Annotated in this window: 19 protein-coding genes; 15 read left to right on the forward strand and 4 right to left on the reverse strand. The window is 72.9% G+C overall.

All coding sequences use genetic code 11. The features are described from left to right. Positions 1-54 precede the first annotated feature (54 nt). The 3 genes from ACFQ8Y_RS19035 (at position 55) to gap (ending at position 3,038) form a co-directional block, all read left to right on the forward strand. A complete protein-coding gene (locus tag ACFQ8Y_RS19035) occupies positions 55-927 on the forward strand; it encodes an oxidoreductase (RefSeq protein ID WP_430550746.1) in 873 nt (290 codons plus the stop codon). 35 nt (positions 928-962) lie between these two features. After that, positions 963-1,919, forward strand: coding sequence for a GlxA family transcriptional regulator (locus ACFQ8Y_RS19040; RefSeq protein WP_430586434.1), 957 nt, complete (start codon positions 963-965; stop codon positions 1,917-1,919). A 120-nt stretch (positions 1,920-2,039) separates the two neighbouring features. Next, on the forward strand, positions 2,040-3,038 hold the full coding sequence (gene gap, locus ACFQ8Y_RS19045) for a type I glyceraldehyde-3-phosphate dehydrogenase (RefSeq protein WP_430564549.1): 999 nt from the start codon (positions 2,040-2,042) through the stop codon (positions 3,036-3,038). A gap of 49 nt (positions 3,039-3,087) precedes the next feature. Here the strand turns inward: gap and ACFQ8Y_RS19050 are convergent, their stop codons facing one another. The 4 genes from ACFQ8Y_RS19050 to uxaC form a co-directional block, all read right to left on the reverse strand. Further along, complete coding sequence (locus ACFQ8Y_RS19050; protein ID WP_430586435.1) at positions 3,088-3,840, reverse strand: MerR family transcriptional regulator; 753 nt, start codon at positions 3,838-3,840, stop codon at positions 3,088-3,090. 81 nt (positions 3,841-3,921) lie between these two features. Continuing rightward, complete coding sequence (locus ACFQ8Y_RS19055) at positions 3,922-5,976, reverse strand: alpha-glucuronidase (protein WP_430586436.1); 2,055 nt, start codon at positions 5,974-5,976, stop codon at positions 3,922-3,924. A gap of 47 nt (positions 5,977-6,023) precedes the next feature. Beyond that, positions 6,024-7,145, reverse strand: coding sequence for a mannonate dehydratase (gene uxuA / locus ACFQ8Y_RS19060; protein ID WP_430550778.1), 1,122 nt, complete (start codon positions 7,143-7,145; stop codon positions 6,024-6,026). A 107-nt stretch (positions 7,146-7,252) separates the two neighbouring features. Further along, positions 7,253-8,671 (reverse strand): glucuronate isomerase, encoded by a 1,419-nt coding sequence (uxaC, locus tag ACFQ8Y_RS19065; protein WP_430586437.1) that lies wholly within the window; start codon positions 8,669-8,671, stop codon positions 7,253-7,255. 180 nt (positions 8,672-8,851) lie between these two features. Between uxaC and ACFQ8Y_RS19070 the strand changes: the two genes are divergently transcribed. The 12 genes from ACFQ8Y_RS19070 to ACFQ8Y_RS19125 all read left to right on the forward strand — a co-directional run bounded on the left by ACFQ8Y_RS19070 (position 8,852) and on the right by ACFQ8Y_RS19125 (position 25,733). Continuing rightward, positions 8,852-9,865 carry a LacI family DNA-binding transcriptional regulator gene (locus ACFQ8Y_RS19070; RefSeq protein ID WP_430550740.1) on the forward strand — a complete coding sequence of 338 codons (1,014 nt, stop codon included), beginning with the start codon at positions 8,852-8,854 and terminating at the stop codon, positions 9,863-9,865. 61 nt (positions 9,866-9,926) lie between these two features. Then, on the forward strand, positions 9,927-11,408 hold the full coding sequence (locus ACFQ8Y_RS19075; RefSeq protein ID WP_430586438.1) for a mannitol dehydrogenase family protein: 1,482 nt from the start codon (positions 9,927-9,929) through the stop codon (positions 11,406-11,408). A 358-nt stretch (positions 11,409-11,766) separates the two neighbouring features. Beyond that, complete coding sequence (locus ACFQ8Y_RS19080) at positions 11,767-13,083, forward strand: ABC transporter substrate-binding protein (protein WP_430586439.1); 1,317 nt, start codon at positions 11,767-11,769, stop codon at positions 13,081-13,083. Between the two features lie 5 nt (positions 13,084-13,088). Further along, positions 13,089-14,045, forward strand: coding sequence for a carbohydrate ABC transporter permease (locus ACFQ8Y_RS19085; protein ID WP_430586463.1), 957 nt, complete (start codon positions 13,089-13,091; stop codon positions 14,043-14,045). Further along, on the forward strand, positions 14,042-14,959 hold the full coding sequence (locus ACFQ8Y_RS19090) for a carbohydrate ABC transporter permease (RefSeq protein ID WP_430586440.1): 918 nt from the start codon (positions 14,042-14,044) through the stop codon (positions 14,957-14,959). The genes ACFQ8Y_RS19085 and ACFQ8Y_RS19090 overlap by 4 nt, the downstream gene beginning before the upstream one ends. A 41-nt stretch (positions 14,960-15,000) precedes the next feature. After that, positions 15,001-15,654 carry a hypothetical protein gene (locus tag ACFQ8Y_RS19095; protein ID WP_430586441.1) on the forward strand — a complete coding sequence of 218 codons (654 nt, stop codon included), beginning with the start codon at positions 15,001-15,003 and terminating at the stop codon, positions 15,652-15,654. Between the two features lie 94 nt (positions 15,655-15,748). Further along, the gene (locus ACFQ8Y_RS19100; RefSeq protein ID WP_430586442.1) at positions 15,749-18,079 is read left to right on the forward strand and encodes a rhamnogalacturonan lyase; all 2,331 of its coding nucleotides are present in this window, start codon (positions 15,749-15,751) and stop codon (positions 18,077-18,079) included. 125 nt (positions 18,080-18,204) lie between these two features. After that, positions 18,205-19,353: a Gfo/Idh/MocA family protein gene (locus tag ACFQ8Y_RS19105; RefSeq protein WP_430586443.1), complete on the forward strand. Its 1,149-nt coding sequence runs from the start codon at positions 18,205-18,207 to the stop codon at positions 19,351-19,353. Between the two features lie 131 nt (positions 19,354-19,484). Then, on the forward strand, positions 19,485-20,819 hold the full coding sequence (locus ACFQ8Y_RS19110; protein WP_430550733.1) for an extracellular solute-binding protein: 1,335 nt from the start codon (positions 19,485-19,487) through the stop codon (positions 20,817-20,819). Next, a complete protein-coding gene (locus tag ACFQ8Y_RS19115) occupies positions 20,816-21,718 on the forward strand; it encodes a carbohydrate ABC transporter permease (protein WP_430548093.1) in 903 nt (300 codons plus the stop codon). Before ACFQ8Y_RS19110 ends, ACFQ8Y_RS19115 begins: the two co-directional genes overlap by 4 nt. Beyond that, positions 21,715-22,632 (forward strand): carbohydrate ABC transporter permease, encoded by a 918-nt coding sequence (locus ACFQ8Y_RS19120; protein ID WP_430550732.1) that lies wholly within the window; start codon positions 21,715-21,717, stop codon positions 22,630-22,632. The genes ACFQ8Y_RS19115 and ACFQ8Y_RS19120 overlap by 4 nt, the downstream gene beginning before the upstream one ends. Before the next feature lie 8 nt (positions 22,633-22,640). Continuing rightward, the gene (locus tag ACFQ8Y_RS19125; RefSeq protein ID WP_430586444.1) at positions 22,641-25,733 is read left to right on the forward strand and encodes a glycoside hydrolase family 2 TIM barrel-domain containing protein; all 3,093 of its coding nucleotides are present in this window, start codon (positions 22,641-22,643) and stop codon (positions 25,731-25,733) included. Positions 25,734-25,885: the final 152 nt, after the last annotated feature.

Here is a 25,885-nt window from a genome sequence, read left to right on the forward strand (position 1 = left end):
AGACTGGTGCCCCGGTGCGCGGCACGCCACCGACCCCTGACGAGAGGCATCCTCATGACCACCACGACCAGCACGGCCCCCGGCGGCACCTGGACCCTCGGCGACCGCACGGTCTCCAGGGTCGGGTACGGCGTTATGCAGCTCGCCGGCCCCGGCGTCATGGGTCCGCCGCGCGACCACGACGAGGCGGTCGCGGTGCTGCGCGAGGCCGTCGCCCTCGGCGTGACGCACCTCGACACCAGCGACGCCTACGGCCCGCGCGTCACCAACCGGCTGATCCGCGAGGCGCTCCACCCGTACCCCGCGGACCTGCTGGTCGCCACCAAGGTCGGGGCGCGTCGCGACGCCGTGGGGGGCTGGCCCACGGCGCGGCACCCGGAGGAGCTGCGCGCCCAGGTCCGGGGAAACCTCGAGAGCCTCGGCGTCGACACCCTCGACCTGGTGTACCTGCGCATGGGCGACGCGGCCGGCCCGCGTGCCGGCTCCGTCGCCGAGGCGTTCGAGACGCTCGCGGAGCTCCAGCAGGAGGGCCTGGTCCGGCACCTCGGCGTCAGCAACGTCACCGCCGAGCAGGTGGCCGAGGCGCGGACGATCGCACCGGTCGTGGGCGTGCAGAACAGGTACAACCTCGCGCACCGCGACGACGACGAGCTCGTCGTCCGGCTCGCGGAGGACGGCATCGCGTTCGTCCCGTACTTCCCCCTCGGCGGGTTCACCCCGCTGCAGTCGGAGACGCTCGCCAGGGTCGCCGCCGCGGCAGGCGCGACGCCGTCCGGCGTGGCCCTCGCCTGGCTCCTGCAGCGGTCCCCGAACGTGCTGGTGATCCCCGGGACGTCGCGGGTGGCGCACCTGCGCGAGAACGTCGCCGGCGCTCGCCTGCGGCTGACCGGGAAGCAGCTGGCCGACCTCGACACGGTGGGCCGCTGACCACGCCCGGGCCCGGGCCTGTCTAGGCTCGACGGGTGCCGGAACCGCGTCAGCGCCGTGTCGCCGTCCTCGTGCTGGAGGGCGCGAAGCCCCTCGACGTCGGCATCCCGGCGCAGGTCTTCACGACGCGGCCGAGCATGCCCTACGAGGTGCGGGCCTGCGCCGCGGCGCCCGGGCTCGTCGCCGGCGGGGACGGCCTCTCCTACCACCTGGACCACGGGCTCGAGGCGCTGGCCTGGGCCGACGTCGTGTTCCTCCCCGGCTACCGCCACCCGGACCGCGACGACCCGCCGCCCGCCGTCGTCGACGCGCTCCGCGCCGCGCACGCCCGCGGCGCCCGGCTGGCCGCGATCTCGACCGGAGCGTTCGCGCTCGCCGCGACCGGCCTGCTCGACGGCCGTCGCGCCACCACGCACTGGCACTACACGCGCGCGCTGGCGGCCAAGCACCCGCGGGTGCGGGTGGACGAGAACGTGCTGTTCGTCGACGAGGGCAGCGTGCTCACGTCGGCGGGAGCCGCCTCGGGCATCGACCTGTGCCTGCACGTGCTGCGCGGCGACCTGGGCGTCGCGGCGTCGAACCACGCCGCCCGCCGCCTGGTCGCGGCGCCGTACCGCAGCGGCGGCCAGGCCCAGTACGTGCCGCGCAGCGTGCCCGAGCCGCTCGGGGAGCGGTTCGCGGCCACCCGGGAGTGGGTGCTGCACCACCTGACCGACGACCTCACGCTCGAGGACCTGGCCCGGCACGCGGCCGTCTCGCCGCGCACCTTCTCGCGGCGGTTCGGCGACGACACCGGGTACACGCCGATGGCCTGGGTGCTGCGTGCCCGCATCGACGTCGCCCGCGAGCTGCTGGAGCGCTCGGAGCGCAGCGTCGAGCAGGTCGCCGCCGACGTCGGGCTCGGGACGGGCGCGAACCTCCGCGCGCACTTCCGGCGGATCCTCGGCACGACGCCCAGCGAGTACCGGCGCACGTTCGCCCGCGGGGAGTGAGGCTCCGGGCCGGAGAGCGGAGACCCGGCCTGGCGAGATCCTTGCGGACCGTGGCGTGCGCGCCGGTGTTCGGCCCGTGCGACGGCGGCGAGCCTGGTGGCGACACGGAAGGAGGGTCACATGACCCGCATCGCCATCAACGGTTTCGGCCGGATCGGGCGCAACGTGCTGCGCGCGCTGCTGGAGCGCGGCAGCGACCTGGAGCTCGTCGCCGTCAACGACCTCACCGCGCCCGCCGCGCTCGCACGCCTGCTCGCCTTCGACAGCACCGCCGGCCGGCTGGGCCGCCCGGTCACGGCCGACGACGACGCGATCGTGGTCGACGGCCGCCGCGTCGCGGTGCTCGCCGAGCGTGAGCCCGCCGCCCTGCCCTGGCGGGACCTCGGGGTGGACGTCGTGCTGGAGTCCACCGGCCGGTTCACGTCTGCCGACGCGGCGCGCGGCCACCTGGACGCCGGCGCGCGCAAGGTGCTCGTGAGCGCGCCGTCGGCCGGCGCGGACGTCACGCTCGCCCCCGGCGTCAACACCGACGCCTACGACCCGGCGGCGCACACGATCGTCTCCAACGCGTCGTGCACCACCAACGCGCTCGCCCCCCTCGCGTCCGTGCTCGACGACGTCGCCGGGATCGAGCACGGCTTCATGACCACCGTGCACGCCTACACCCAGGAGCAGAACCTCCAGGACGCCCCGCACCGCGACCCCCGCCGTGCCCGCGCGGCGGCGGTGAACATCGTGCCCACCACGACCGGCGCCGCCAAGGCCATCGGGCTGGTGCTGCCGCAGCTCGACGGCAAGCTCTCGGGCGACTCGATCCGCGTCCCCGTCCCGGTGGGCTCGCTCGTGGAGCTGAACGCCGCCGTCACACGCGACGTGTCCCGCGAGGACGTGCTCGCCGCCTACCGGGAGGCCGCACAGGGTCGGCTGGCGGGGGTGCTCGAGTACTCCGAGGACCCCCTCGTCTCGTCGGACATCACCGGCAACCCGGCGTCGTCGATCTTCGACTCCCTGCTGACCCGCGTCGACGGCCGGCACGTGAAGGTCGTGGCCTGGTACGACAACGAGTGGGGGTTCTCCCACCGCGTCGTCGACACCCTCGAGCTGCTCGCCGCGGGCTGACCCGCGCACGCGCCGCGGGGAGCCGACAGGCTCCCCGCGGCCGTGCCGCCTACGCGCGGGCGCGGAACTCCTCCGCCGCGTGCAGCAGGTAGTAGGCCAGGCCGGTCTGCTGTTGCTCCAGCATCCGGCGGTGGAAGTCGTCGGCGACGAAGAACCTCGCCTGGCCGGCGAACGCCTCCGCGTCCGTCGGGTGCACGGCGTCGAGGGCCGTCAGATGCCGGCGGATCTCGGTGGTGACGGACTCGTCGTCGGCGCGCAGGCCGGTGCGCAGGGCGTCGGCCATGAAGGTCATGAACGCCGTCGCCTCGGCGGCGGCCGCGTTCATCCGGTCGGCGTCGACGTCGGCCGTGCCGAGCTCGACGCCGTACGTGTCGCGCAGGTGCGCGTCCTGCTCCGCGAGGGCGTCCTGCCACCCGGCGCGGTCGAGCCCGGTGAACATGTCGTCGGTGGGCATGGGGTCTCCCTGTGTCTCGTGTGCGATGGCCCGCTCGAGCGTCGCCAGCACCTGGGCGAGCCGTGCTCCGCGAGCGCGGAGCATGGCGCGCTGGTCGCGCAGGCACTCGAGCCGGGAAGCGCGACCCGACAGGGCCTCCGCGATCGCGCTCAGCGGCACGTCGAGCTCCCGGAAGAACAGGATCTGCTGCAGGCGCTCCAGGTCGCCCTCGGAGTACGTCCGGTAGTCGTTCCGCGCGTCCCGAGCGGGCACGAGCAGGCCGATCCGGTCGTAGTGGTAGAGCGTCTTGAGCGTGGTGCCCGACAGCCGGGCCACCTCGGTGATCGTGAAGGACGTCGTGGGTCTCACCTCCTGCGCAGCACCTTCGACCCTCCCCCGAGGGGAGGGTCAAGCGCACGTCCGCACGACACGTCCGTACGGTGCGGGCGCTCAGAAGATCGTGCGTCCGTGGGTGTCGGGGATCCCGGACTTGCGGAAGAAGTACGTGTTCAGCTGGTCGCGCCACTCGACGGCCGACCGCAGCTGCTCGGCGAGGCGCTCGCGGACGCGGGCGTCGACGTCGGACGGGACCCTCCCGTCGAGCGACTCCCAGGCCGCGATCGCCTCGCGCACCCGCTCGACGCCCGCGAAGTGGGTGTCGTAGACGTGCTGGACCACGGTGACGCCGGAGCGCAGCACGTGCGTGTACGGCACGTGGTGGAAGAACAGCAGCAGCTCGTCGGGGCAGGTCGCGAGGTCCTCGTAGACGTCCCGCCAGGGCGCCGGGTACTGGCCCGTGAACCCGGTGCCGGTGGCCCGGGTGCGGTCCACCCCGATGCCGTCGCGGTCGGCGAAGTGGTACGTGCCCCACGGCGTGTACTCGTAGCCGTCCACGTCCGGGCCGTAGTGGTGGCCGGGCCGCACCATGAACCCGACGCCCAGCGGTGCGGTGTACGACTCGTAGGTGCGCCACGAAGCGTCCAGGACGGCGTGCAGCACCTCGCGGACGCGCGGCTCGACGGCGCCGTCCTGGCCGGCGAACGTCAGGCCGATCCACTCGTCCAGGACCGCCGCCGGGTCGAGCGTCGGGTCCCAGGCCAGACGGCCGAAGGCGTACAGGTTCGCCTGGGCCAGCGGGTGGCCGGTCCAGAAGACGTCGTCGCCGACGTTCGAGACCGCGGCGATGCCGCCGCTCCCGGTGGCCGCCACCGCGGCCGAGGCGCCAGGTCCGCGGCCGGCGACGACGTCGCGCACCGCGGCACCGCCCTCTCCCCAGGGCCGGAAGCCGAGGTTCTCGCTCCACCACGGCGCGAGGTAGCACACGTGCCGCTGCTGGCCCGTGTACTCCTGCGTCACCTGCAGCTCGAGGGCCAGCCGGGTGGCGGGCATCCCCGCGAGGACCGGTGAGACCGCCTCGCGCGTCTGGAAGTCGATCGGGCCGTGCTTGACCTGCACCACCACGTTGTCCGCGAACCGCCCGTCGAGCGGGGCGAAGTGGTCGTACGCGGCGCGGGCGCGGTCGGTGGAGCGGTCGCGCCAGTCCTGCGTGTGGTCGTAGACGAACGCCCGCCAGTGCACGACGCCGCCGTGCGGTGCGACCGCGTCGGCCAGCAGGTTCGCGCCGTCGGCGTGGTCGCGCCCGTACGCGAACGGGCCGGGCTGGCCCTCCGAGTCGGCCTTGACGACGAAGCCGCCGAAGTCGGGGATCGTGGCCCAGACCTGGTCGGCGGCGGCGCGCCACCAGGCGCGGACGTCGTCGTCGAGGGGGTCCGACGTCGGCAGCCCGCCGAGCGACATCGGCGCGGCGAAGCTCACCGCGAGGTGGGTGCGCACGCCGTACGGCCGCAGGGCGGCGGCGATCCGGGCGACCTCCGGCAGGTCGTCCGTGAGCAGCCGTGCCTCGCGCGCGTGCACGTTGACGTTGTTGATGCAGACGCGGTCGATCCCGGTCGCGGCGAGCAGGCGCGCGTAGGCGGTCACGCGGGACAGGTCGTCGCGCACCCGGCCGTCGGCGTAGAAGATCGAGCCGCCCGCGTAGCCGCGCTCGACCTGCCCCATCACGGGGTGCACGTCCACGTTGTCCCAGTGGTCCAGCACGCGGAGCGCGAAGGCGGGCGCGTGCCGCTCGTCGGCGTCGGGCCCGGTGAACGCCGCCTCGCCGAGCCGCACCACGTGGAACCAGCCGTGCAGCAGCGCCGTCGCCGTCGGCGCGGACACGGTGAGCCGGCCGCCGTCGCGCACGAGGCGGAACCCGTCGCCCCCCGCTCGCGCATCGAGCAGGAGGTCGGGGGCGCCGTCGGGGTCGACGACGTCGCCGCCGTGCGCGGCGGTCGCACGCTCCGCCTCGCGGAGCACGGTGACCAGGACGTCGTCCTCCGCCGGGCCGACGACCGCGACCCGGCGGCGGCCGACGGCGGCCAGCGCGGCGTCGGGCAGCCAGGCCGCGTGCCAGGCGGGTTCGACAACGATTTCGGACGGCGCCGGCGACGCCTTCTCGTCGGGCATGAGGGGCCTCTCGGTCGGTTTCGACCCGCTCGACCAGCGGGGCAGGGTCAGCGGGTGTAGCGGAACGCGTCCCACGCGCCGAGCAGGTACTGGATGCCCATCGCGCGGTCGTACAGCCCGTACCCGGGCCGCGGCTTGTTCGTGGTGTTCTCGTCCCACAGGTGGCGGCCGTGGTCGGGGCGCACGTAGCCCGTGTACCCCGCCTCGGCGTAGGCCTTCATGATGCCGGTGGTGTCGACGTCGCCCTCGCAGGCGCGGTGCGCCACCTCGGTGAAGTCGCCGTTCGGGAAGTGCTTGATGTTCCGCACGTGCGTGAAGTGGATGCGGTCCATGAAGCGGCGCACGGTGTCGGCCGCGATCGGCGCCTGGGCCGGGTTCGCCGAGAAGCTCCCGAGGCACAGCGTGAGGCCGTGGTTCGGGCTCGGGTGCAGGTCCAGCACGCGCTGGAGGTCCTCCGGGGTGGAGACCACGCGGGGCCAGCCGAAGACGTCGAACGGCGGGTCGTCCGGGTGCACGCCCAGCTTGATCCCCGCCTCCTCCGCCGCCGGGACCACCGCGTCGAGGAAGTACCGGTAGTGCGTGTACATGTCCTCGTGCGTGACGCCCTCGTACGCGGCGTTGAGCTCGGTGAAGCCCGCGAGCCGCTCGGGCTCCCAGCCGGGCAGCGTGAGGCCGTGCGACCCGGCCTCCATGTCGGCGATGAGGCCCTCGGGCGTCATCTCGTCCACGACCGCCTTCTCGAAGAACAGCGCGGTCGAGCCGTCGGGCAGCGGGTGCCACAGGTCCGTGCGCAGCCAGTCGAAGACGGGCATGAAGTTGTAGCAGACCACCTTGACGCCGGCCCGGCCCAGCCGCCGGATCGTGGTCACGTAGTTCTCGATCGCCTCGTCACGGCTCAGCCCGAGGACGGTGCGCCCCAGCTTGATCGACTCGTGCACGTTGACCGACTCGACCACCTCGGCGTCGAGCGTGCGGGTCACGCCGCGGGCCCGGGCCTCGTCGGAGAGCCCGGAGATGCGCGCCACCTCGGCGTCGATCTCCTCCTGCTCCCACACCTCACCGGCCTGCTTGTGGTGCAGGCTCCACACGATCGTCTCCACGCCGGGGATCTGCCGGACGTGGTCCAGCGTGACCGTGTCGTTGCCCTCGCCGTACCAGCGGAAACCCATCTTCACTGCGTGACTCCTTGCTCTCGTCCGTCGCCGCGATCACCGTGCGAGCACGAGACCGGCCCGGTTCGGCGACCGACGGTGGGCCGATCTCGTGCTCGCAGCGGTCAGGGGCGGGAGTAGGCCGCCTGCGGCAGGCGGTAGGTCAGGTCGGTGGCCACGTCGACCGCCTCGTCCAGGTCGAGGCGGTGCTCCGCCACCAGGCGGGCCAGGTAGCCGGCGTCGACGCGCCGGGCCAGGTCGTGCCGCGCGGGGATGGAGCAGAACGCGCGGGTGTCGTCCACGAAGCCGCTCATGTTGCTGAACCCCGCCGTCTCGGTGGCCGCCTCGCGGAACCTCCGCATCGCGTCGGGGGCGTCGAGGAACCACCACGGCGCGCCGAGCCGCAGCGCGGGGTAGACGCCGGCCAGCGGCGCGAGCTCGCGCGAGTACACGTCCTCGTCCACCGTGAACGCGATCAGGCGGAAGCCCGGGTGGTGGCCGAAGGCGTCCAGCACGGGGCGCAGCGAGCGCGTGAACTCGGTGACCACCGGGATGTCGTAGCCCTTGTCCGGACCGAAGGCGGCGAACGGGGCGCTGGCGTGGTCGCGCAGGACGCCCGGGTGCAGCTGCATCACGAGGCCGTCCTCGGCCGACATCGCGGCCATCTGGAACAGCATGTGCCCGCTGAACGCCTGCGCCTCCGCGGCCGTGACCGTGCCGGCCAGCGCGGCGTCGAGGATGCGGCGCGCCTCGGCGTCGTCCAGCGGCGTCGTGTCGGCGTACAGGTGGCCGTGGTCGGTGGCCCGCGCGCCCGCGGCGACGAAACGCTCGCGCTGCGCGCGCAGCGCCTCGAGGTAGCGGTCGTAGGACGTGACGTCGACGCCGGCCGCCTCGCCGAGCCGCGCGACGTCGTCGCGCCAGGTCGCGCGGTCGACGTGCAGCAGCGGGTCGGGCCGGAAGGTCGGCAGCACGCGGTCGCCGTAGCCGTCGGCGGCGAGCTTCCCGTGCGCGTCGAGCGTCGCCCAGGCGGGGTCGGTCGTGGCGATGACCTCGATGTTGAAGGCGTCGAGCAGCGCGCGGGGGCGGAAGTCCTGCTCGGCGAGGCGAGCGGCCACCTGGTCGTACAGGGCGTCGGCCGTCTCGGCCGAGGGGCGCTGCGTGACGCCGAGGATCTCGACGAGCACGTGCTCCAGCCAGTAGCGGGTGGGCGTGCCGCGGAAGTGCTTCCACCCGGCGCAGAACCGGCGCCAGATCTCCCGGGGGTCGGTCTCGACGGCCTCGTCGTCCGTGGAGCCGACGCCGAGGCGGGGGAGCGTCTCGCCCTGGGAGACCAGCATCCGCGTGAGGTAGTGGTCGGGCACGACGACGAGCTGGGCCGGGTCGCCGAACGGCGCGTCGTCGGCGAACCACTCGACGGGCACGTGGCCGTGCATCGAGACGATCGGCAGGTCCCGCACCGCGGCGTAGATCTCGCGGGCCAGTGCCCGGGATCCGGGGTCGGAGGGCAGTGCCCGGTCGGGGTGCAGGGTCCAGCGCTCGCTCACAGGGGCTCCTCAACGTCGAGATGGGATGCGAACGTTTGCATCGTAGCCTGCCGACCGCCGGGCATGGAATCCCTAAGGCAACCGGCGCCAGGGGGAGACATGGCGTGGCGAGATGTGCGACGATCTGGCAAACGTTCGCATCGTCCGGGTGCGTGCGGCGGGCACGAGGAGACGGTGGTCGTGGTCACGGTGCACGACGTCGCGCGGGCGGCCGGTGTGTCGATCTCGACGGTCTCGCGCGCCCTGACCGACCCGCAGCGGGTCGCCGCGCCGACGCGCGACCGGGTGACGGCCGCGGCGCGCGAGCTCGGCTACCGGCCCAACCGGGCCGCGAGCGTGCTCCGTGCGGGCCGCTCCGGAGCGCTCGGGCTCGTGGTGCCCGACCTCGCGAACCCCTACTTCGCGGCGATCGCCAAGGGCGCCCAGGCCCAGGCGCGGGAACGGGGCGTCGGCCTGTTCGTCGTCGACTCCGACGAGGACCCCGAGCTCGAGACCGAGGCCGTCTCGGGCCTGGCCCCGCAGACCGACGGGATCATCCTGTGCTCCCCGCGCGCGGTCGAGCGCACCGTCGAGGCGCTCGCGGGGCGGCCGGTGGTGCTGGTCAACCACCACGTCGACGGGCTGCCGTCCGTCGTCGCCGACCACGAGGCGGGCATGCTGCGCACGCTCGAGCACCTGCGGGCCCTCGGGCACGCCAAGGTCGCCTACGTGGGCGGGCCGGCCCGCTCGTGGTCGGACGGACGCCGCCGCGCCGGCCTGCGCGCGGCCGCCGCGCGGCTGGGGGACGTCGAGCTCGTGGAGCTCGGGCCGCACCGGCCGCAGGTCGCCGGCGGGCACGCGGCGGCGGACCTCGTCGTCGGCACCCGTGCCACGGCGGTCGTGACGTTCAACGACCTCGTGGCCGTCGGCCTGGTCGAGCGGCTGCGGGTGCGCGGCCTCGACGTGCCCGGCGACCTGTCCGTCGTCGGCTGCGACGACGCGTACGTCGCGGAGCTGCTGTCCCCGCCCCTCACCACCCTGCGGACCGACCTGCGCGACTCGGGCCGGGTGGCCGTCGACCGGCTGGTCCTGCGCCCGGGCAAGGACGACGGCGCCCTGCAGGGCGACGTGACGCTCCCCGTCGAGCTTGTCGTCCGCGGGTCGACCGCACCTCCGCGCGCCGCGGCACCGCGGCCCGCCCCCGACACCCCCTGACCGACGACCTGCAAGCCCTGGACGCATCTTCCCGGCGACGCCGCCGGACGACGGAGGAACCATGACCGACCGCCTGCACCGCTCCCACCTGCCCGCCCACCTCGAGGCGCCGGTGACCCCCGACCAGGTGGGCATCGTGCACCTGGGGATCGGGGCGTTCCACCGGGCGCACCAGGCGGTGTTCACGGAGCTGGCCGCCCGCGCCACGGACGACCGCCGGTGGGGGATCCTCGGCGTCACGCAGCGGTCGGCCTCCGTGCGCGACCAGCTGCGGCCGCAGGGTGGCGCCTACTCGGTCCTCACCGCGGGCACGCACGAGACCCGGCTGGACCTGGTCGGGGCGGTGCTCGACGTCGCCTGGCCGGCCGAGGAGACCGCGCGGGTGCTGGAGACGATCGCGGCGCCCACGACGCACGTCGTGACGCTCACCGTCACGGAGAAGGGCTACGCCCGCGGCGCGGACGGCGGGCTCGACGTCGAGCGGGTGCGCTCGGACCTGGATGCCCTCGCCGCGGGTGACGCCACCGTCCCGGGCACGACGGCGGTCGGCCTGCTCGTGCGCGGGCTCGCGGCCCGGTGGCGCGCCGCGCAGGCCGCGGGGGAGCGGCGCCCGGTCACCGTGCTGACCTGCGACAACATGGTCGACAACGGGCACGTCCTGGAGCGGCTCGTGACCGAGGCGGTGGACGCGGCGCTGCCGGGCGAGCTGGGCGCCGGGCTGCGGTCGTGGCTGGCGGCGGACGTCGCGTTCCCCTGCTCGATGGTGGACCGGATCGTGCCCGCGACGACGCCCGCGCAGCGCGACGCGGTGGAGCGCGAGCTCGGTGCGCGCGACGAGGGTCTCGTCGTCGGCGAGCCGTTCCGCCAGTGGGTGATCGAGGACCGGTTCGCCGGGCCGCGTCCCGCCTGGGAGCAGGCGGGCGCGACGTTCACCGACGACGTCGCACCGTGGGAGCAGGCCAAGCTGCGGCTGCTCAACGGCACGCACTCGCTGCTCGCGTACGCGGGCCGGCTGGCAGGTCACGCGACGCTCGCGGAGGCCGTGACCGACCCCGCGCTGCGCGAGCGCGCCCGCGGGTTCATGCTCGACGACGCGCTGCCGACGCTCACCCCGCCCGACGGCGCCGACCTGCGCGCGTACGCGGAGTCGCTGCTGGAGCGGTTCGCCAACCCGGCCACGGGCCACACCACGGTCCAGGTGTCGATGGACGGCACCCAGAAGATCCCGTTCCGGTGGGGCGGCATCGTCGCGGACCGGCTGGCGGCGGGCGCGGTCCCGGCGGGCGCGGCGTTCGCGCTCGCGGCGTGGAGCGAGGTGGTACGCCGGGAGGCGGCCGCGGGCCGGCTGGTCGACGACCCGCGGGCGCAAGAGCTCGCCGACGTGGTGGCCGACGCCGGGGACGGCGATGCGGCGGCCGCGTCGCCGTCCGCCGTCGCGCGGGCGCTGCTCGCGCTCCCGGGCCTGCTGCCCGAGGAGGCCGGCACGGACGCCGGGCTCGTCGACGCGGTGCTGGCCCAGGTGCCCCAGCTCGCGGAGGTCTGACGCGCGACACCCGCACGAGGCGGCAGGTGCCCCGGGGGAGCCGCTGCCGCCTCGCGTGCGGATGGACGCCCGTCGCCTGCGGGTTCGTCCGACGCCGGTGCCGCGACGTAGGCTGCCCGCCGGATGTGAGCGATCACACGTCCCCGGATCGGCGGCCCTTCCGTCGACGGGTGGCGGACCGTCGCCGCGGGAACACGTCCGGGCTCGTTGCGCGATCGTGATGTGACTCGGAGCACCTCGGGGCTGGACAACGCTTACCGAATCCTGTTTTATCGATTCAGTCGGCAGCCGTGCGAGGGGTCAACGGGGCGTCCTCGCCGCCGACGATCGTGGACGATCGACGAGCGAGGAGGCTCACATGAGGATCACGCGGAAGGCCGCCGGCGCGGCCGCGGCGGCGGTCGCCGTCGCCCTCACCCTCACCGCCTGCGGAGGCGGCGCCGACCCTGCGGAGCCGGGCTCCGCGGAGAAGGTGAGCACCGACGAGGACATCACCATCTCGCTCGCCTGGTGGGGCGAGCCGGCCCGCGCGGAGATGTACGAGAAGGCGGTGGACCTCTTCGAGGAGGAGCACCCCAACATCACCGTGCAGACCCAGTTCCAGGACTGGGACGGCTACTGGACCTCTCGCGCCACGGAGGCCGCGGGCGGCGCGCTGCCCGACGTCATCCAGATGGATCTGTCCTACCTGCGCCAGTACGGCGCCACGGGGCAGCTCCTCGACCTGGGCGGCCAGGTGGGCGTGAACCTCGACACCGAGGGTGTGGACGACTCGCTGCTCTCCTCCGGTCAGATCGACGGGGCGCAGTACGGCGTCCCGACGAGCACCAACACGCTCGCCACGTTCTACAACGCCGACCTGCTCAAGAAGGTGGGCGTCGAGCCGCTCGCCGAGGGGTACACCTGGGACGACTACAGCGCGTGGATCCAGAAGGTCACCGACGCGGGCGCCGGCGAGGACCCGGCCCTCTACGGCGGAGGCGACTTCACCGCGACGTTCTGGTTCTTCCTGCAGTGGCTCATCCAGCAGGGTGTCGAGCCCTTCAGCGAGGACGGCAAGCTGAACTTCGACGAGGCGCAGATGACCGAGTGGCTGAACCTGGGCCAGGGTCTGCGCGACTCCGAGGCGATCTACCCGATCAAGAAGAACAAGCAGCTCGAGCCCCTCGGCGGTTTCCACGTCAACGAGGTCGCCTCCGAGTCCACCTGGGACAACTTCCTGGCCGGCTACGTGGCCGAGTCGGGCGAGGACATCCAGATGCTGCCGATCCCGTCGGGCGAGAACGGCCCGGCCCAGTTCTGGAAGCCGTCGATGCTGCTCTCCGCGTCCGCGCAGACCCAGCAGCCGGAGGCCGCCGCGGCGCTCATCGACTTCCTCATCAACGAGCCGGAGGTCGGCAAGATCTTCGGCACCTCGAAGGGCGTCCCCGCCGTCCAGGCGCAGATCGACGCGATGGACGTCGAGCCGGGCTCGGTGGACGAGCAGGTCGTGCAGTACGAGGAGCAGGTGGCGGACGTCGTCACCGAGGCCGCGCCCGTGCCCGTCGAGGGCTTCGGCGAGATCGAGGCGGAGTTCAAGCGCCTCGGTGAGGAGCTCGGGTACGGGAACATCACGGTCGACGAGTTCGTCACGCAGTGGTTCTCCTTCGCCGACGGCGCGGTGAAGCAGTCGTGACTGCGGTGACCTCGGGCACCACCACGCTCGACACCGCTCGGGGGGCGCAGAACGCGTCCCCCGAGCGGGGGCGGGCCAAGCGCCGGCGTGAGGCTGGTGCGGGGTTCGCGTTCTTGTCGCCGTGGTTGGTGGGTTTTGTGGTGTTGACGGCGTTCCCGATGGTGGCGTCGTTGTATCTGGCGTTCACGGACTATGACTTGTTCCGGCCGCCGTCGTGGGTGGGGTTGGAGAACTTCACGAAGCTGTTCGAGGACCCCCGGTTCTGGACCTCGGCGAAGGTGACCGCGATCTATGTGCTGGTCGGCACGCCGATCAAGCTCGCGGCGGCGTTGTTGGTCGCGATGGTGCTGAACATGAAGCACCGCGGCCAGGGCGCGTACCGGTCGATCTTCTACGCCCCGAGCCTGATCGGCGCGAGCGTGTCGATCGCGATCGTGTGGAAGGCGATGTTCATCGATGACGGCATCGTGGACCGGATCCAGCAGCTGTTCGGGCTGCCGGCCGGGGGTTGGGTGGGTGACCCGTCCAAGACGATGCCGATGTTCGTGCTGCTCGCGGTGTGGACGTTCGGCGCCCCGATGGTCATCTTCCTCGCCGGGTTGAAGCAGATCCCGGCCGAGCTGTACGAGGCCGCGTCCGTGGATGGTGCGGGCCCGGTCCGCAAGTTCTGGCGGATCACGATCCCGATGCTGTCCCCGGTGCTGTTCTTCAACCTGCTGCTGGAGACGATCGGCGCGTTCCAGGTGTTCGGGTCGGCGTTCATCATCTCCGGCGGCACGGGCGGTCCGGCGGACTCGACGTTGTTCTACACGCTGTACCTGTACATCAAGGGCTTCGCGCAGTTCGACATGGGATACGCCTCGGCCATGGCCTGGGTCCTGGTCGTCGTGGTCGGCGTGATCACCGCGATCTTGTTCAAGACGTCCAACGCCTGGGTCCACTACTCCGGAGACAACCGATGAGCGCCCCGACCCTCTCCCAGCCCGCACCCGTGCGCGAGACGCGTGTGGTGGATACCTCGCTGCGTCAGGCGGCCAAGCGGCGTAAGGGTGCCCGGTCGGTCGGGTTCCACGCCTTCATGGTCGTGTGCACGATCGTGGTGCTGTACCCCGCGGCGTGGATGCTCATGAGCTCGTTCAAGCCGTCCAACGAGATCATCGGGAACATCAGCCTGTGGTCGGACAACCTGTCGCTGTCCAACTTCGCGACCGCGTTGTCCGGGATCGGCGGGGTCGGGTTCTGGACCTTCTTCGGCAACTCCATGATCCTCGCCGTCGCCTCGGTGATCGGCGTGATCCTGTCCTCGACCGTGGCCGCGTACGCGTTCGCGCGGATCGACTTCCCCGGCCGGGGCATCTTCTTCGCGATCATGATCGGCACGCTGCTGCTGCCGTTCCACGTCGTGATCATCCCGCAATACATCATGTTCAACGAGCTCGGCATGGTGAACACGTTCATCCCGTTGTTGGCACCGAAGTTCCTCGCCGGGGAAGCGTTCTTCGTGTTCCTCATGGTCCAGTTCATGCGCAACCTGCCCCGCGAGCTGGACGAGGCAGCCCGCATCGACGGCGCGGGACACGGGCGCATCTTCGGCTCGATCATGCTGCCCCTGATGCGCCCCGCCATCATCACCAGCTCGATCTTCGCGTTCATCTGGTCCTGGAACGACTTCCTCGGCCCGCTGCTCTACCTCAAGAAGCCCGACCTGTACCCCCTGCCCATCGCGCTGCGCCTGTACGTCGACCAAACCTCGGTGTCCGACTACGGCGCCCAGATGGCCATGGCCGTCCTGGCCCTGCTGCCCGTGATGATCTTCTTCATCCTCTTCCAGCGCTACATCGTCGACGGCGTCGCCACCCAAGGCCTCAAGGGCTGACGATGGGGCACGGCACGAGGACGGCGACAGAAGGGGTGGACATGGCGGCAGGTTCAGGTCGCGAGCGTCGGGGGCGCGCGAAGCGCCCCACGAGCGGCGGCGAGACCAAGACGGGTGCCGCCCTCGGCCTCTTCGCCGAGGTGGTGCTGGCCGGCGTGCTCGTCGCGCTCGGCAGCCTGCTGCTGGTCACCGCGGTGCCGTCCCTGGCGGCGGGCGTGGCGCACGTCCGCCGCCAGGTGACCGGCCACGACATCGGCGTGGCCCGGTTCGCCCGCGACTGGTGGGCGGCCGTGCGGGCCCTGTGGCCGCTCGGCCTCGCCGCCGTCGCGGTCGCCCTGCTGCTCGCCCTGGACTGGCAGCTCGCGCGGACGGACGTGCTGCCCGGCGCGAGCGTCGTCGCGGTGGTGGTCGCGGTCGCCGCGGCTGCCGTCGTCGTCGTGCTGGCCCGGGCGGCGGGCGCCTGGTCGGAGCCCGCCGTCTCCGGTGACGGCCCCGGACTGACCGCGCGCGAGGCGCTGGCGGCGGGCGCGCGACGCACCCAGGACGACCTCACGGGGTCGGTGCTGCTCGCCGTGGCGGCGGGGCTGTGCGTCGTCTTCGTCTGGATGCTGCCGCCGCTCGTGCTGGTGGTGGGCGGCCTGCTCGCCCTCGCGGTGGTGGGCGTCGAGACCCGACGCGGCGGCCGCCCGGCCTGACGATCTTCCGGCCGCCGTCGGGGACCGCACGGTTCCCGACGGCGGGCCGGTGGTGTCCGATCCCGAGTTGCAACGATGCAGAGAGGAACGACCCATGCGAACGACCAGAACCACCGCGGGTGCCGTCGCCGCGCTGACGGCGGGGGTGCTCGCCGTCGGCGGCGTCTCCGCCGCCGCGACACCGGCGCACGACAGGGGCCACCCCCGGCCGACCGGCGTCCAGCTGGAGCACCTCGACCGGGGGCTCGTCGCCGCCTCGACCAGCGAAGGAGTCTTCCTGTCCTGGCGGCTGCTGGGTGACGAGGTCACCGGGCACACGGACACGGGCATGGCCGGGCCGGACTTTGCGGTCTTCCGTGATGGGAAGCGGGTCGCCACGGTCACGGACTCCACGAACTACGTCGACGCGAAGGACGCGGGCGGCAGCGCGACCTCGCGCTACGCCGTCGCGCCGGTGACGCAGGACAAGCACGGCCGGGAGCGGGTGGGCACGCGCAGTGCGGCGGTGACCGCGTGGTCGGACGACTTCCTCGACGTCCCGCTGAACAAGCCGGCCGACGACGTGACGCCGCTGGGGGAGCCGATCACGTACTCCGCCAACGACGCGTCGGTGGCCGACCTGGACGGGGACGGCGCGCTGGAGATCGTCGTGAAGTGGTACCCGTCGCGCGCCAAGGACGTGTCGCAGAAGGGGTACACGGGCAACACGTACTTCGACGCGTACGAGCTGGACGGCACGCAGCTGTGGCGGATCGACATGGGCGTGAACGTCCGTTCGGGCGCGCACTACACGCAGTTCCCGGTGTACGACTTCGACGGCGACGGGACCGCCGAGGTCATGATGAAGACCGCGCCCGGCACGAAGGTCACGACCTACCGCCACGGGAAGCCCGCGAACGAGCGGTACGTGCCGATTTCGAAGGCCGACCGCAAGGTCGGCGTCACGAACGATGACGACTACCGCTGGAGCGCGGCGGACTACGCGGACCACCTCGTGGAGCTGTTCCAGGGCTGGACCGACGAGCCCGAGGTGGCGAGCGGCCAGTGGCCCGCGACGATCGAGGCGGCGCTCGGCATCGAGCCGCGGTACGACTACCCGCTGTCCGAGGCCGACGCGCGCGAGCTGGTCGACTACTACGTCGACGAGTGGGCGCCCGCCCGCTCCGACCGCAACGACCTGCGCACGTTCGACGGCTTCGTCGTCAGCGGTCCCGAGTACCTCACCGTCTTCGACGGCCGCTCCGGCAAGCCCCTGGACACCGTGGACTACGAGCCCGGCCGCACCGACGACGGCCTGCGCTGGGGCGACTACGAGTGGACACGGATCGAGCCCGGCAACCGGGTCGACCGGTTCCTGTCCGGCGTCGCGTACCTGGACGGCGAGCACCCGTCGGCGATCTTCGCCCGCGGCTACTACACGCGCGCCGCGATCGTGGCCTACGACTGGGACGGCAAGCGGATCAGCACGCGCTGGACCGCCGACTCCGGGTTCAAGCCGATGAACAACCCGTTCCTGGACAGCGACAACAAGGGCGTGCAGCCGGACCCCGACAACGAGCTGACGCAGCTGTGGGGCCAGGGCTTCCACTCCCTGTCCGCGGCGGACGTGGACGGCGACGGCAAGCAGGAGATCGTCTACGGGGCGGCGACGCTCGACGACGACGGCACGCTGCTGTACTCGTCGTCCGACACGCTCCCCGAGGGCTCGTCGAACCCGGGGGCGACGGCGAACCTCGGGCACGGCGACGCGATGCACGTCACCGACATCGACCCGGCCCGCCCGGGCCTGGAGATCTGGACGTGCCACGAGGGCGGGGCGGGCGTGCCCTACGGCTCGGTGCTGCGCGACGCGGCCACGGGCGAGGCGCTGTTCGGCGCGTTCTCCGGCAGGGACACGGGACGTTGCCTGACCGGCGACGTCGACCCCACCCCCGGCATCGAGGTCTGGGCGTCGATGCCCGACGGCACCGACGCGTCCGGGCTGCTCAGCGCCACGGGGGAGCAGCTGCGCGCCACCACGCCGGGCACCAACCAGACCGTCCGCTGGGCCGCCGACGGCACCACCCAGATCGTCACCGGCTCGCGCGAGGAGACCCCGCGGATCGTGGACGGCGACGGCACCGTGCGCCGCACGCTGGACGGCACGCTGACGAACAACGACACCAAGGGCAACCCGTCGCTCGTCGCCGACGTGCTGGGCGACTGGCGCGAGGAGGTGCTGGTGCGTACCGCGGACTCGTCCGCGCTGCGGATCTACACGTCCACCGAGGTGAGCACCACGAAGATGTACACCCTGCTGCACGACCCGCAGTACCGGGCCGAGGTGGCCCGGCAGCAGACCACCTACAACCAGCCGTCGTACCCGGGGTTCTACCTGGCGTCCGACACCGACTGGTCGCAGGTCCCCGTCCCGTCGCTGAGGTAGTCCCACTCCTGCCGAGGTAGTTCCGTTATCGCCGAGGTAGTTCATGGCACCTTGTCATGAACTACCTCGGCGAGAACGGGACTACCTCGGCCGGCCGGGAACCACCTCGGCAGAGAGAAGCAGCCATGAAGGTCACCATCCTCGGCGCCGGCGCGATCGCCGGCGCGCACGTCGACGCCGTCCGCGCGCTGGCCGCGCACGGCGGGCCCGACGGCGCGGAGGTCACGCACGTCGTCGACGTCGACGCGGGCCGCGCCGCCGCGTTCGCGGCCGAGCACGGCGTGCCGCACCACGGCACCGACCTGCAGGCGCTGCTCGACGCCGGCCAGGTCGACGTCGTGCACATCTGCACGCCGCCGTCGGTGCACCTGCAGGCGGCGCTGGCGGCGCTGCGGGCCGGAGCGCACGTCGTCGTGGAGAAGCCGGCGGTCCTGTCGCTGGCGGAGGCCGACGCCCTGGCGGCGGCGGAGCGGCAGGCGATCGACGCCGGTCTGCCGGGGCGGTTCACCCAGATCGTGCAGCACCGGTTCGGCGCGGGGATCCAGCGGCTGCGCCGGCTGCTCGACGACGGGACGCTCGGTGCGGCGTACGTCGCGCAGTGCGACACGCTCTGGTTCCGGACGCCGGAGTACTTCGAGGTGCCGTGGCGGGGCCGGTTCGACACCGAGGGCGGTGGCACCACGATGGGCCACGGCATCCACCAGTTCGACCTGCTGCTGGCCGTGCTCGGCCCGTGGACCGAGGTGCGGGCGATGGCCGGCAGGCTCGCGCGGCACACCGACACCGAGGACGTCTCGACGGCACTGGTGCGGTTCGCGGGCGGCACGATGGCGACGATCACGAACTCCGCGGTCTCGCCGCGCCAGACGTCGCGCCTGCGCTTCGACACGGAGGCCGCGACCGTCGAGCTGGAGCACCTGTACGGCTACGACGACACGAGCTGGATCGTCACCCCCGTGGCGGGGCGGGAGGACGTCGCCGAGGCGTGGGCCGCCGACGCGGAGTCGTCGGGGACGTCCGTCGACGGCGGCGCGAGCGGCCACCTGGCGCAGCTCGTGCCCACGTACCGGGCGCTGGCCGAGGGCCGCACTCCGCCCGTCACGGTCGCGGACACCCGCGCCACCCTCGAGCTCGCGGCGGCGATCTACAAGTCCGCGTTCACGGACGCCACCGTCCGCGCCGGCGAGATCGTCGAGGGCGACCCGTTCCACGCGTCCATGGCCGGCACGGGCACCCCCTGGCCGCCCGTCAAGGACGTCCCCACCGCCGTCTGACACGCGGGGTGTGGCTCCGGGACACGCCCTGAGACGGGTTTGACCCGGCCGTCCGACCCGCTGTTAACGTGACCACGCTCACACGAGCCCGGGGCACCTGCCCCGCCGACGTCACGACGAAGTGGGGACGGATGCGACAGTTCACGAGACGGGAGCTCCTCGGTTGGGGGCTCGCCGGGGGAGCGTCGGCGGTGCTCGCCGGGTGCGCGACGCCCGGCACGACGTCGGTCAACGCCCAGCCGGTGGTGCCGGCCGCGACGGGGGAGAAGGTCACGCTCACGTACTGGGCGTGGCTCAAGGACCTGCAGAAGGTCGCCGACGTCTGGAACGCCCAGCACCCGGACGTCCAGGTCCAGGTGTCCTGGATCCCGGGCGGCAACGACGGCGGGTACCAGAAGATGTACTCGGCCCTCGCGGCCGGGGGCGGGCCCGACCTGGCGCAGGTGGAGATGCGCACCGTGCCGGAGTTCATGCTGGTCAACGGGCTGGTGGACCTGGAGCGGTACGGCGTCTCCGAGCACGCGGACAAGTTCGACGAGACGCTGTGGAGCCAGGTGAGCTTCGCCGGCGGCGTCTACGGCATCCCGCAGGACTCCGGCCCCGTGGGGATGTACTACCGGCCCGACCTGTACGAGCAGGTGGGCGCCGACGTCCCCACCACGTGGACCCAGTGGGCCGAGGTGGCCCCCGCGTTCCGCGAGATCGGCGCCTACATCGACTCCTTCCCGCTCGACGACACGTCGGTGTTCGCGGCGCACGCCATGCAGGCCGGCGCCACGTGGCTGCGCAGCGCCGAGGACGGCTGGGTCATCGACATGGCCGGCGAGGTGACGCTCGACGTCGCGCGCTTCTTCGACCAGGTCATCGACGACGGCCTGGTGACCACGGCCGCCAACCCGTACACCCCCGGCTGGTACGCCGCCGCCGCGCACGACCAGATCGCGTCGCTGGTGAGCGCGAGCTGGGGCGACGCGCTGCTGCAGAGCGTGAGCGGCGCGGAGGGGAAGTGGCGCGTGGCGCCGGCGCCGCGCTGGGGCCACGGCTACGGGTCGTCGTTCATCGGCGGCTCGACGTCGGCCGTGCTGGCGAACAGCAAGCACCCGAAGGAGGCGATGGAGTTCGCCGTCTGGATGAACACCGACCCGGAGGGCATCGACGCGATGATCGAGCACTCCGGGATCGGGTGGTCGCCGGCGCGCGACTACATCGGCGCGGCGCGCGAGGAACCCAGCGAGTTCTTCGGCGGGCAGCGCTACAACACCGAGGTCTTCCAGCCGGCCACGCAGGACCAGAACCCCGACTGGCAGTGGTGGCCCATCACGCAGCAGACGTTCAACATCCTCGGCGACGGGTTCCGGGGCAAGGCCACGGGCGGCACGCTCGTGGACGCCGTGGTCGCCGCCGAGGAGCGGACCATCGAGGTGTTCCGACAGAAGGGCCTGACGATCCGGAGGGCGGAGCGATGACCGCGAAGAAGGCGAGCACCGCCGTCGGGCGCGCGCCCTGGATCCTGGTGGGGCCGTTCCTCCTGCTGTTCCTGCTGACGTTCGTGCTGCCGATCATCGTGGCGATCGGGCAGAGCTTCACCACCGTCACCCGCGCGGGGCTCTTCGGCGAGCAGGGCGTCACCACCGGGTTCGCCTGGTTCGAGAACTACCGGATCGCCCTGGAGGACGGGAACTTCGTCGCGTCGATCTGGCGGATGCTGCTGTTCGGCGTCGTGCAGGTGCCGGTGATGATCGTCGCGGCGACGGTCCTGGCGCTGCTGCTCGAGTCGGCGTCGGCGCGCTGGCCCGGCTTCTTCCGCGCCACGTACTTCATGCCGTACGGCATCCCGGGCGTCATCGCGACCATCCTCTGGTCGTTCCTCTACGTGCCCGGCCTCAGCCCGATCATCGACCTCACCGAGACGCTGTTCGGGTTCACGCCCGACTTCCTCGGCGCGGGGACGGTGCTGTGGTCGATCGCGAACATCGTGACCTGGACGTACGCGGGCTACAACATGCTCATCATCGTGGCCCAGCTCAAGGCGATCCCGCCGGAGATGTACGAGGCGGCGCGCGTGGACGGCGCCGGTCCCTGGCGCACGGCGTGGAGCATCCAGCTGCCGCTGATCCGCCCGGCGCTGGTGCTCACCACCGTCTTCTCCATCATCGGCACGCTGCAGCTCTTCGCCGAGCCGCAGCTCCTCATGACCGTGTCGCCCGCGATCGACTCGCAGTACACGCCGAACCTGTCCGCGTACACGACCGCCTTCGCCTACAACGACTACAACGTCGCCGCCGCCCAGTCCGTGCTCATCGCGCTCGTGGCGTTCGCGCTGTCCTTCCTCTTCCTCCGGCTGACGAACAGGAGCTCGCGATGACCGCCGCCGTCTCCACCGCGCCGCGCCGTACCGACACCCCGGACGTCCCCCCGGCGACCCCCGGTCGCCGCGGCCGGCGCCCGGCGACGACGATCCTCGTCACCGCCGTCCTCGCCGTCGTCGCGATCTACTTCCTGGTGCCCGTGTACTGGGTGGTCGTCGCGGCGTCGAAGACGACGGACGACCTGTTCGGCACCAACGGCTTCTGGTTCGGGAACACGTTCGCGCTGTTCGACAACCTCGCCGCCGTGCTCACCTACGGCGGCGGCGTCTTCCTCCGCTGGTTCGCCAACTCCGTGCTGTACGCCGGGGTGGGTGGCCTGATCGCCACCTACCTGGCGGCGGCGGGCGGGTACGCCCTGGCCAAGTACCGGTTCAGGGGCCGCAACCTCATCTTCGGGCTCGTGCTCGGCGGCGTCCTCGTGCCCGGCACGGCCACCGCCCTGCCGCTGTTCCTGCTGTTCAGCCAGCTCGGGCTCGCCAACACGTACTGGAGCGTGCTGATCCCGTCGCTGGTGTCGCCGTTCGGGTTCTTCCTGTGCCGCATCTACGCGGACGCCACCGTGGACACCTCCCTCGTGGAGGCCGCCCGGATCGACGGCGCGGGGGAGCTGCGCATCTTCCACACCCTGGGGCTGCGGATCATGACGCCCGCCCTCGTGACGGTGTTCCTGTTCCAGATCGTCGGCATCTGGAACAACTACTTCCTGCCGCTCGTGATGCTCAGCGACCAGGACCTGTACCCGATCACCCTCGGGCTCAACAACTGGAACAGCCAGACCGACCGGCTGCCCGAGTTCTACGAGCTCACCACCGGGGGCGTCCTGCTCTCGGTGATCCCGCTCGCCGTCGCCATGATCGTGCTGCAGCGGTTCTGGCGCGGCGGCCTGACGGAAGGTGCTGTCAAAGCATGATGGGCCGCATGACCCCGCTCTCCCCGCTCCCGCACGAGTCCACGGCACCCTGGTCGGGACGCGTCGAGCCGCCGCGGTCCGCGCCCGCCGGGGACGCGCCGCGCCTCTCCCTCGACGGCTCGTGGGGCTTCCGCCTCCTGCCGTGCGTCCCCGGCTCCCCGGGCGCACAGGGTGTCCTGGACGTCGGCGTCCTGCCCGACGGCGAGGCCCCCGACGCCTTTGCGCAGCCGGGCTACGCGACGTCGCCCGACGCGGGCTGGGGCGAGCTCCCCGTGCCCGCGCACTGGGTGCTGGAGGGCGACGGCGCGCACGGCCGCCCGATCTACACCAACGTGCAGTTCCCGTTCCCGGTGGACCCGCCGCACGTGCCGGACGAGAACCCGACCGGCGACTACCGCCGCGAGGTCGACGTCCCGGCGTCGTGGACCGAGGGCGGCCGCGTGCTGCTGCGGTTCGACGGCGTCGAGTCGTTCTTCACGGTGTGGGTGAACGGCGAGGAGGTGGGCTCGGCGTCCGGCAGCCGGCTGGCGCACGAGTACGACGTCACCGACGCCGTGCGCCCCGGCGCCAACACGGTCGCGGTGCGGGTGGTGCAGTGGTCCGCCGCGAGCTACCTCGAGGACCAGGACCAGTGGTGGCTGCCCGGCATCTTCCGCGACGTCACGCTGCTGCACCGGCCCGTCGGGGCGCTCGACGACGTGTGGCTGGACGCGGACTACGACCCCGCGTCCGGCGAGGGCCTCCTCGTGCCGGAGGTGCGGGCCGACGCGGCCGCGTTCCCGGTGCGGCTGCGGGTGCCGGAGCTCGGGGTCGACGTCGCGTGGGCGGCGCCCGAGGACGTCGCGCCCGTCGCCGTCGGCGCCGTCGAGCCGTGGTCGGCCGAGGTGCCGCGCCTCTACGACGCGACCGTGGCGTCGTCGGGCGAGACCGTCGCCCCGCGGGTCGGCTTCCGGCGCGTCGAGATCGTCGGCGACTTGTTCCTCGTCAACGGGCGACGCGTGGTGTTCTCCGGGATGAACCGGCACGAGACGCACCCCGACCGCGGCCGCGTCTTCGACGAGGAGCACGCCCGCGCCGACCTGGCCCGGATGAAGCAGCACAACGTCAACGCGATCCGCACCAGCCACTACCCGCCGCACCCGCGCGTCCTCGACCTCGCCGACGAGCTGGGGCTGTGGGTGATCCTCGAGACCGACCTGGAGACGCACGGCTTCGAGGCCGGCGGCTGGGTGGGCAACCCCAGCGACGACCCGGCCTGGCGCGACGCCTACCTCGACCGGGTGCGGCGCACCGTCGAGCGCGACAAGAACCACCCCAGCGTCGTGCTCTGGTCGCTCGGCAACGAGTCCGGCACCGGGAGCAACCTCGCCGCGATGGCGGAGTGGGTGCACCACCGCGACCCGTCGCGGCCCGTGCACTACGAGGGCGACTACGCCGGCGAGTACACCGACGTCTACTCGCGGATGTACTCGACCGTGCCCGAGACGGCGTCCATCGGGAGCGACGACGACCTCTCGCCCGTGCTCGGGTGCAGCATCGCCGACTCGGCCCGGCAGCGGTCCAAGCCGTTCCTGCTGTGCGAGTACGCGCACGCGATGGGCAACGGCCCCGGTGCCCTCGACCAGTACCGCGAGCTCGTCGACACCCACCCGCGGCTGCACGGCGGGTTCGTCTGGGAGTGGCGCGACCACGGCCTGCGCACCACCACCCCCGACGGCGTCGAGTTCTTCGCGTACGGCGGCGACTTCGGCGAGGTCGTGCACGACGGCAACTTCGTCATGGATGGCATGGTGCTGTCCGACGACACCCCCAGCCCGGGCCTGACGGAGTTCTGGCACGTCGAGCGGCCGGTCGTCGTGCGGCCGTCCGCGGGCCCGGCGTCCGGGGTGGTGGAGATCTGGAACCGCCGGCACACCGCGGACACCGCCGACCTCGTGCTGCGCTGGCGCGCGGAGCACGACGGCGAGGTGGTCGCCTCCGGCGAGGCCCCGGTGGCGGACGGCGACGGTGCGTCCGTCGCGGCGGGGGAGCGGGCCGTCGTCGGGCTGCTCGACCCGGCGTCGCTGCCGGAGGCGAGCCCCGGCGCCGAGGCGTACCTCACCGTCGAGCTGGCTCTGCGTGACGGTGCGGCGTGGGCCGCCGCCGGGCACGTCGTCGCGCGCGACCAGTGGGCGCTCCCGGCGCCGGCTGCCGTCCGGGAGCACCGCCGTCCGGCCGTGGCGCTCGCGGAGGCGCCCGTCGCGTTCCGCGGCCCGGAGCTGGTGGCCCTGGCCGGGGCGGACGTGACCGCGCCGCGCGTCGAGCTGTGGCGCGCGCCCACGGACAACGACCGGGGCGCCGCGATGGGCAGCTACGACGCCGACGACCCCACCACCCTCCCGTGGCGCGGCACGCCCGCGCCGTCGGCGGCCGACCGCTGGCGCCGGCAGGGCCTGGACCGGCTCACGCACCGCACGGTCGCCGTGGAGGAGTCGGCTGACCGGCTGCGGGTGCTGCGGCGCGTGTCCGCGGCCCAGAGCCGCCGGACGGTCGACGTCGAGGAGACGTGGACCGCCGAGCGGGCCGGCGACGGCGTCGTCGAGGCCGTGCTGCGCGTCGTCATGACGCCCGACGACCGGTGGGACGACGTGTGGCCGCGGATCGGCGTGCACGTGGGGCTGCCGGCCGACGTCGACGGCGCCGGGTGGTTCGGGCTGGGCCCGCACGACTCGTACCCGGACGTGCGCTCGTCGGTCGTGGTGGGGCGTCACCGCGCCGGGATCGACGACCTGTCGGTGCGGTACGCGCGTCCGCAGGAGTCCGGCCACCGGTCCGAGGTGCGCGACCTGGAGCTGACGCGCGGCGGCAGCCCGTGGTTGCGCCTGACGCTCGGTCGCGACGCGCGCGGCCGTCTGCCCGGGTTCACGCTCGCCCGGCACTCGGCCCACGAGCTCTCCGGGGCGGCGCACCCGCACGAGCTCCCCGCGCCCGAGCGGCACCACCTCTACGTGGACGCCGCCCAGCACGGCCTGGGCTCGCGCGCCTGCGGGCCCGACGTCTGGCCGACGGCGATGCTCCGCCCGCAGGCCCGCACCCTCGAGCTGCGCTGGCGGGCCCTGTGACCCCGTGACCCCGCGTCGCGAGGTGGCGCGCATCGCGCCGAAGTAGTCCAGATCCTGCCGAGGGAGTTAGTGTAACCCGGTGACCAAAAAACACCCCCCGATCTGTAAAAAAAAGGGGGGGTGGGGGACGGGTGCGCCGCGATAGCGCCCCG

Source organism: Isoptericola sp. NPDC056605, from assembly GCF_042792795.1.
Classification (GTDB): Bacteria; Actinomycetota; Actinomycetes; order Actinomycetales; family Cellulomonadaceae; genus Isoptericola.

Bases quoted from the DNA above. Each gene is read 5' to 3' on its own strand.
- ACFQ8Y_RS19035 (WP_430550746.1), top strand. From the start codon at position 55: ATGACCACCACGACCAGCACGGCCCCCGGCGGCACCTGGACCCTCGGC.
- gap (WP_430564549.1), top strand. From the start codon at position 2,040: ATGACCCGCATCGCCATCAACGGTTTCGGCCGGATCGGGCGCAACGTG.
- ACFQ8Y_RS19055 (WP_430586436.1), bottom strand. From the start codon at position 5,976: ATGCCCGACGAGAAGGCGTCGCCGGCGCCGTCCGAAATCGTTGTCGAA.
- uxuA (WP_430550778.1), bottom strand. From the start codon at position 7,145: ATGGGTTTCCGCTGGTACGGCGAGGGCAACGACACGGTCACGCTGGAC.
- ACFQ8Y_RS19075 (WP_430586438.1), top strand. From the start codon at position 9,927: ATGACCGACCGCCTGCACCGCTCCCACCTGCCCGCCCACCTCGAGGCG.
- ACFQ8Y_RS19080 (WP_430586439.1), top strand. From the start codon at position 11,767: ATGAGGATCACGCGGAAGGCCGCCGGCGCGGCCGCGGCGGCGGTCGCC.
- ACFQ8Y_RS19090 (WP_430586440.1), top strand. From the start codon at position 14,042: ATGAGCGCCCCGACCCTCTCCCAGCCCGCACCCGTGCGCGAGACGCGT.
- ACFQ8Y_RS19095 (WP_430586441.1), top strand. From the start codon at position 15,001: ATGGCGGCAGGTTCAGGTCGCGAGCGTCGGGGGCGCGCGAAGCGCCCC.
- ACFQ8Y_RS19100 (WP_430586442.1), top strand. From the start codon at position 15,749: ATGCGAACGACCAGAACCACCGCGGGTGCCGTCGCCGCGCTGACGGCG.
- ACFQ8Y_RS19105 (WP_430586443.1), top strand. From the start codon at position 18,205: ATGAAGGTCACCATCCTCGGCGCCGGCGCGATCGCCGGCGCGCACGTC.
- ACFQ8Y_RS19110 (WP_430550733.1), top strand. From the start codon at position 19,485: ATGCGACAGTTCACGAGACGGGAGCTCCTCGGTTGGGGGCTCGCCGGG.
- ACFQ8Y_RS19115 (WP_430548093.1), top strand. From the start codon at position 20,816: ATGACCGCGAAGAAGGCGAGCACCGCCGTCGGGCGCGCGCCCTGGATC.
- ACFQ8Y_RS19120 (WP_430550732.1), top strand. From the start codon at position 21,715: ATGACCGCCGCCGTCTCCACCGCGCCGCGCCGTACCGACACCCCGGAC.
- ACFQ8Y_RS19125 (WP_430586444.1), top strand. From the start codon at position 22,641: ATGACCCCGCTCTCCCCGCTCCCGCACGAGTCCACGGCACCCTGGTCG.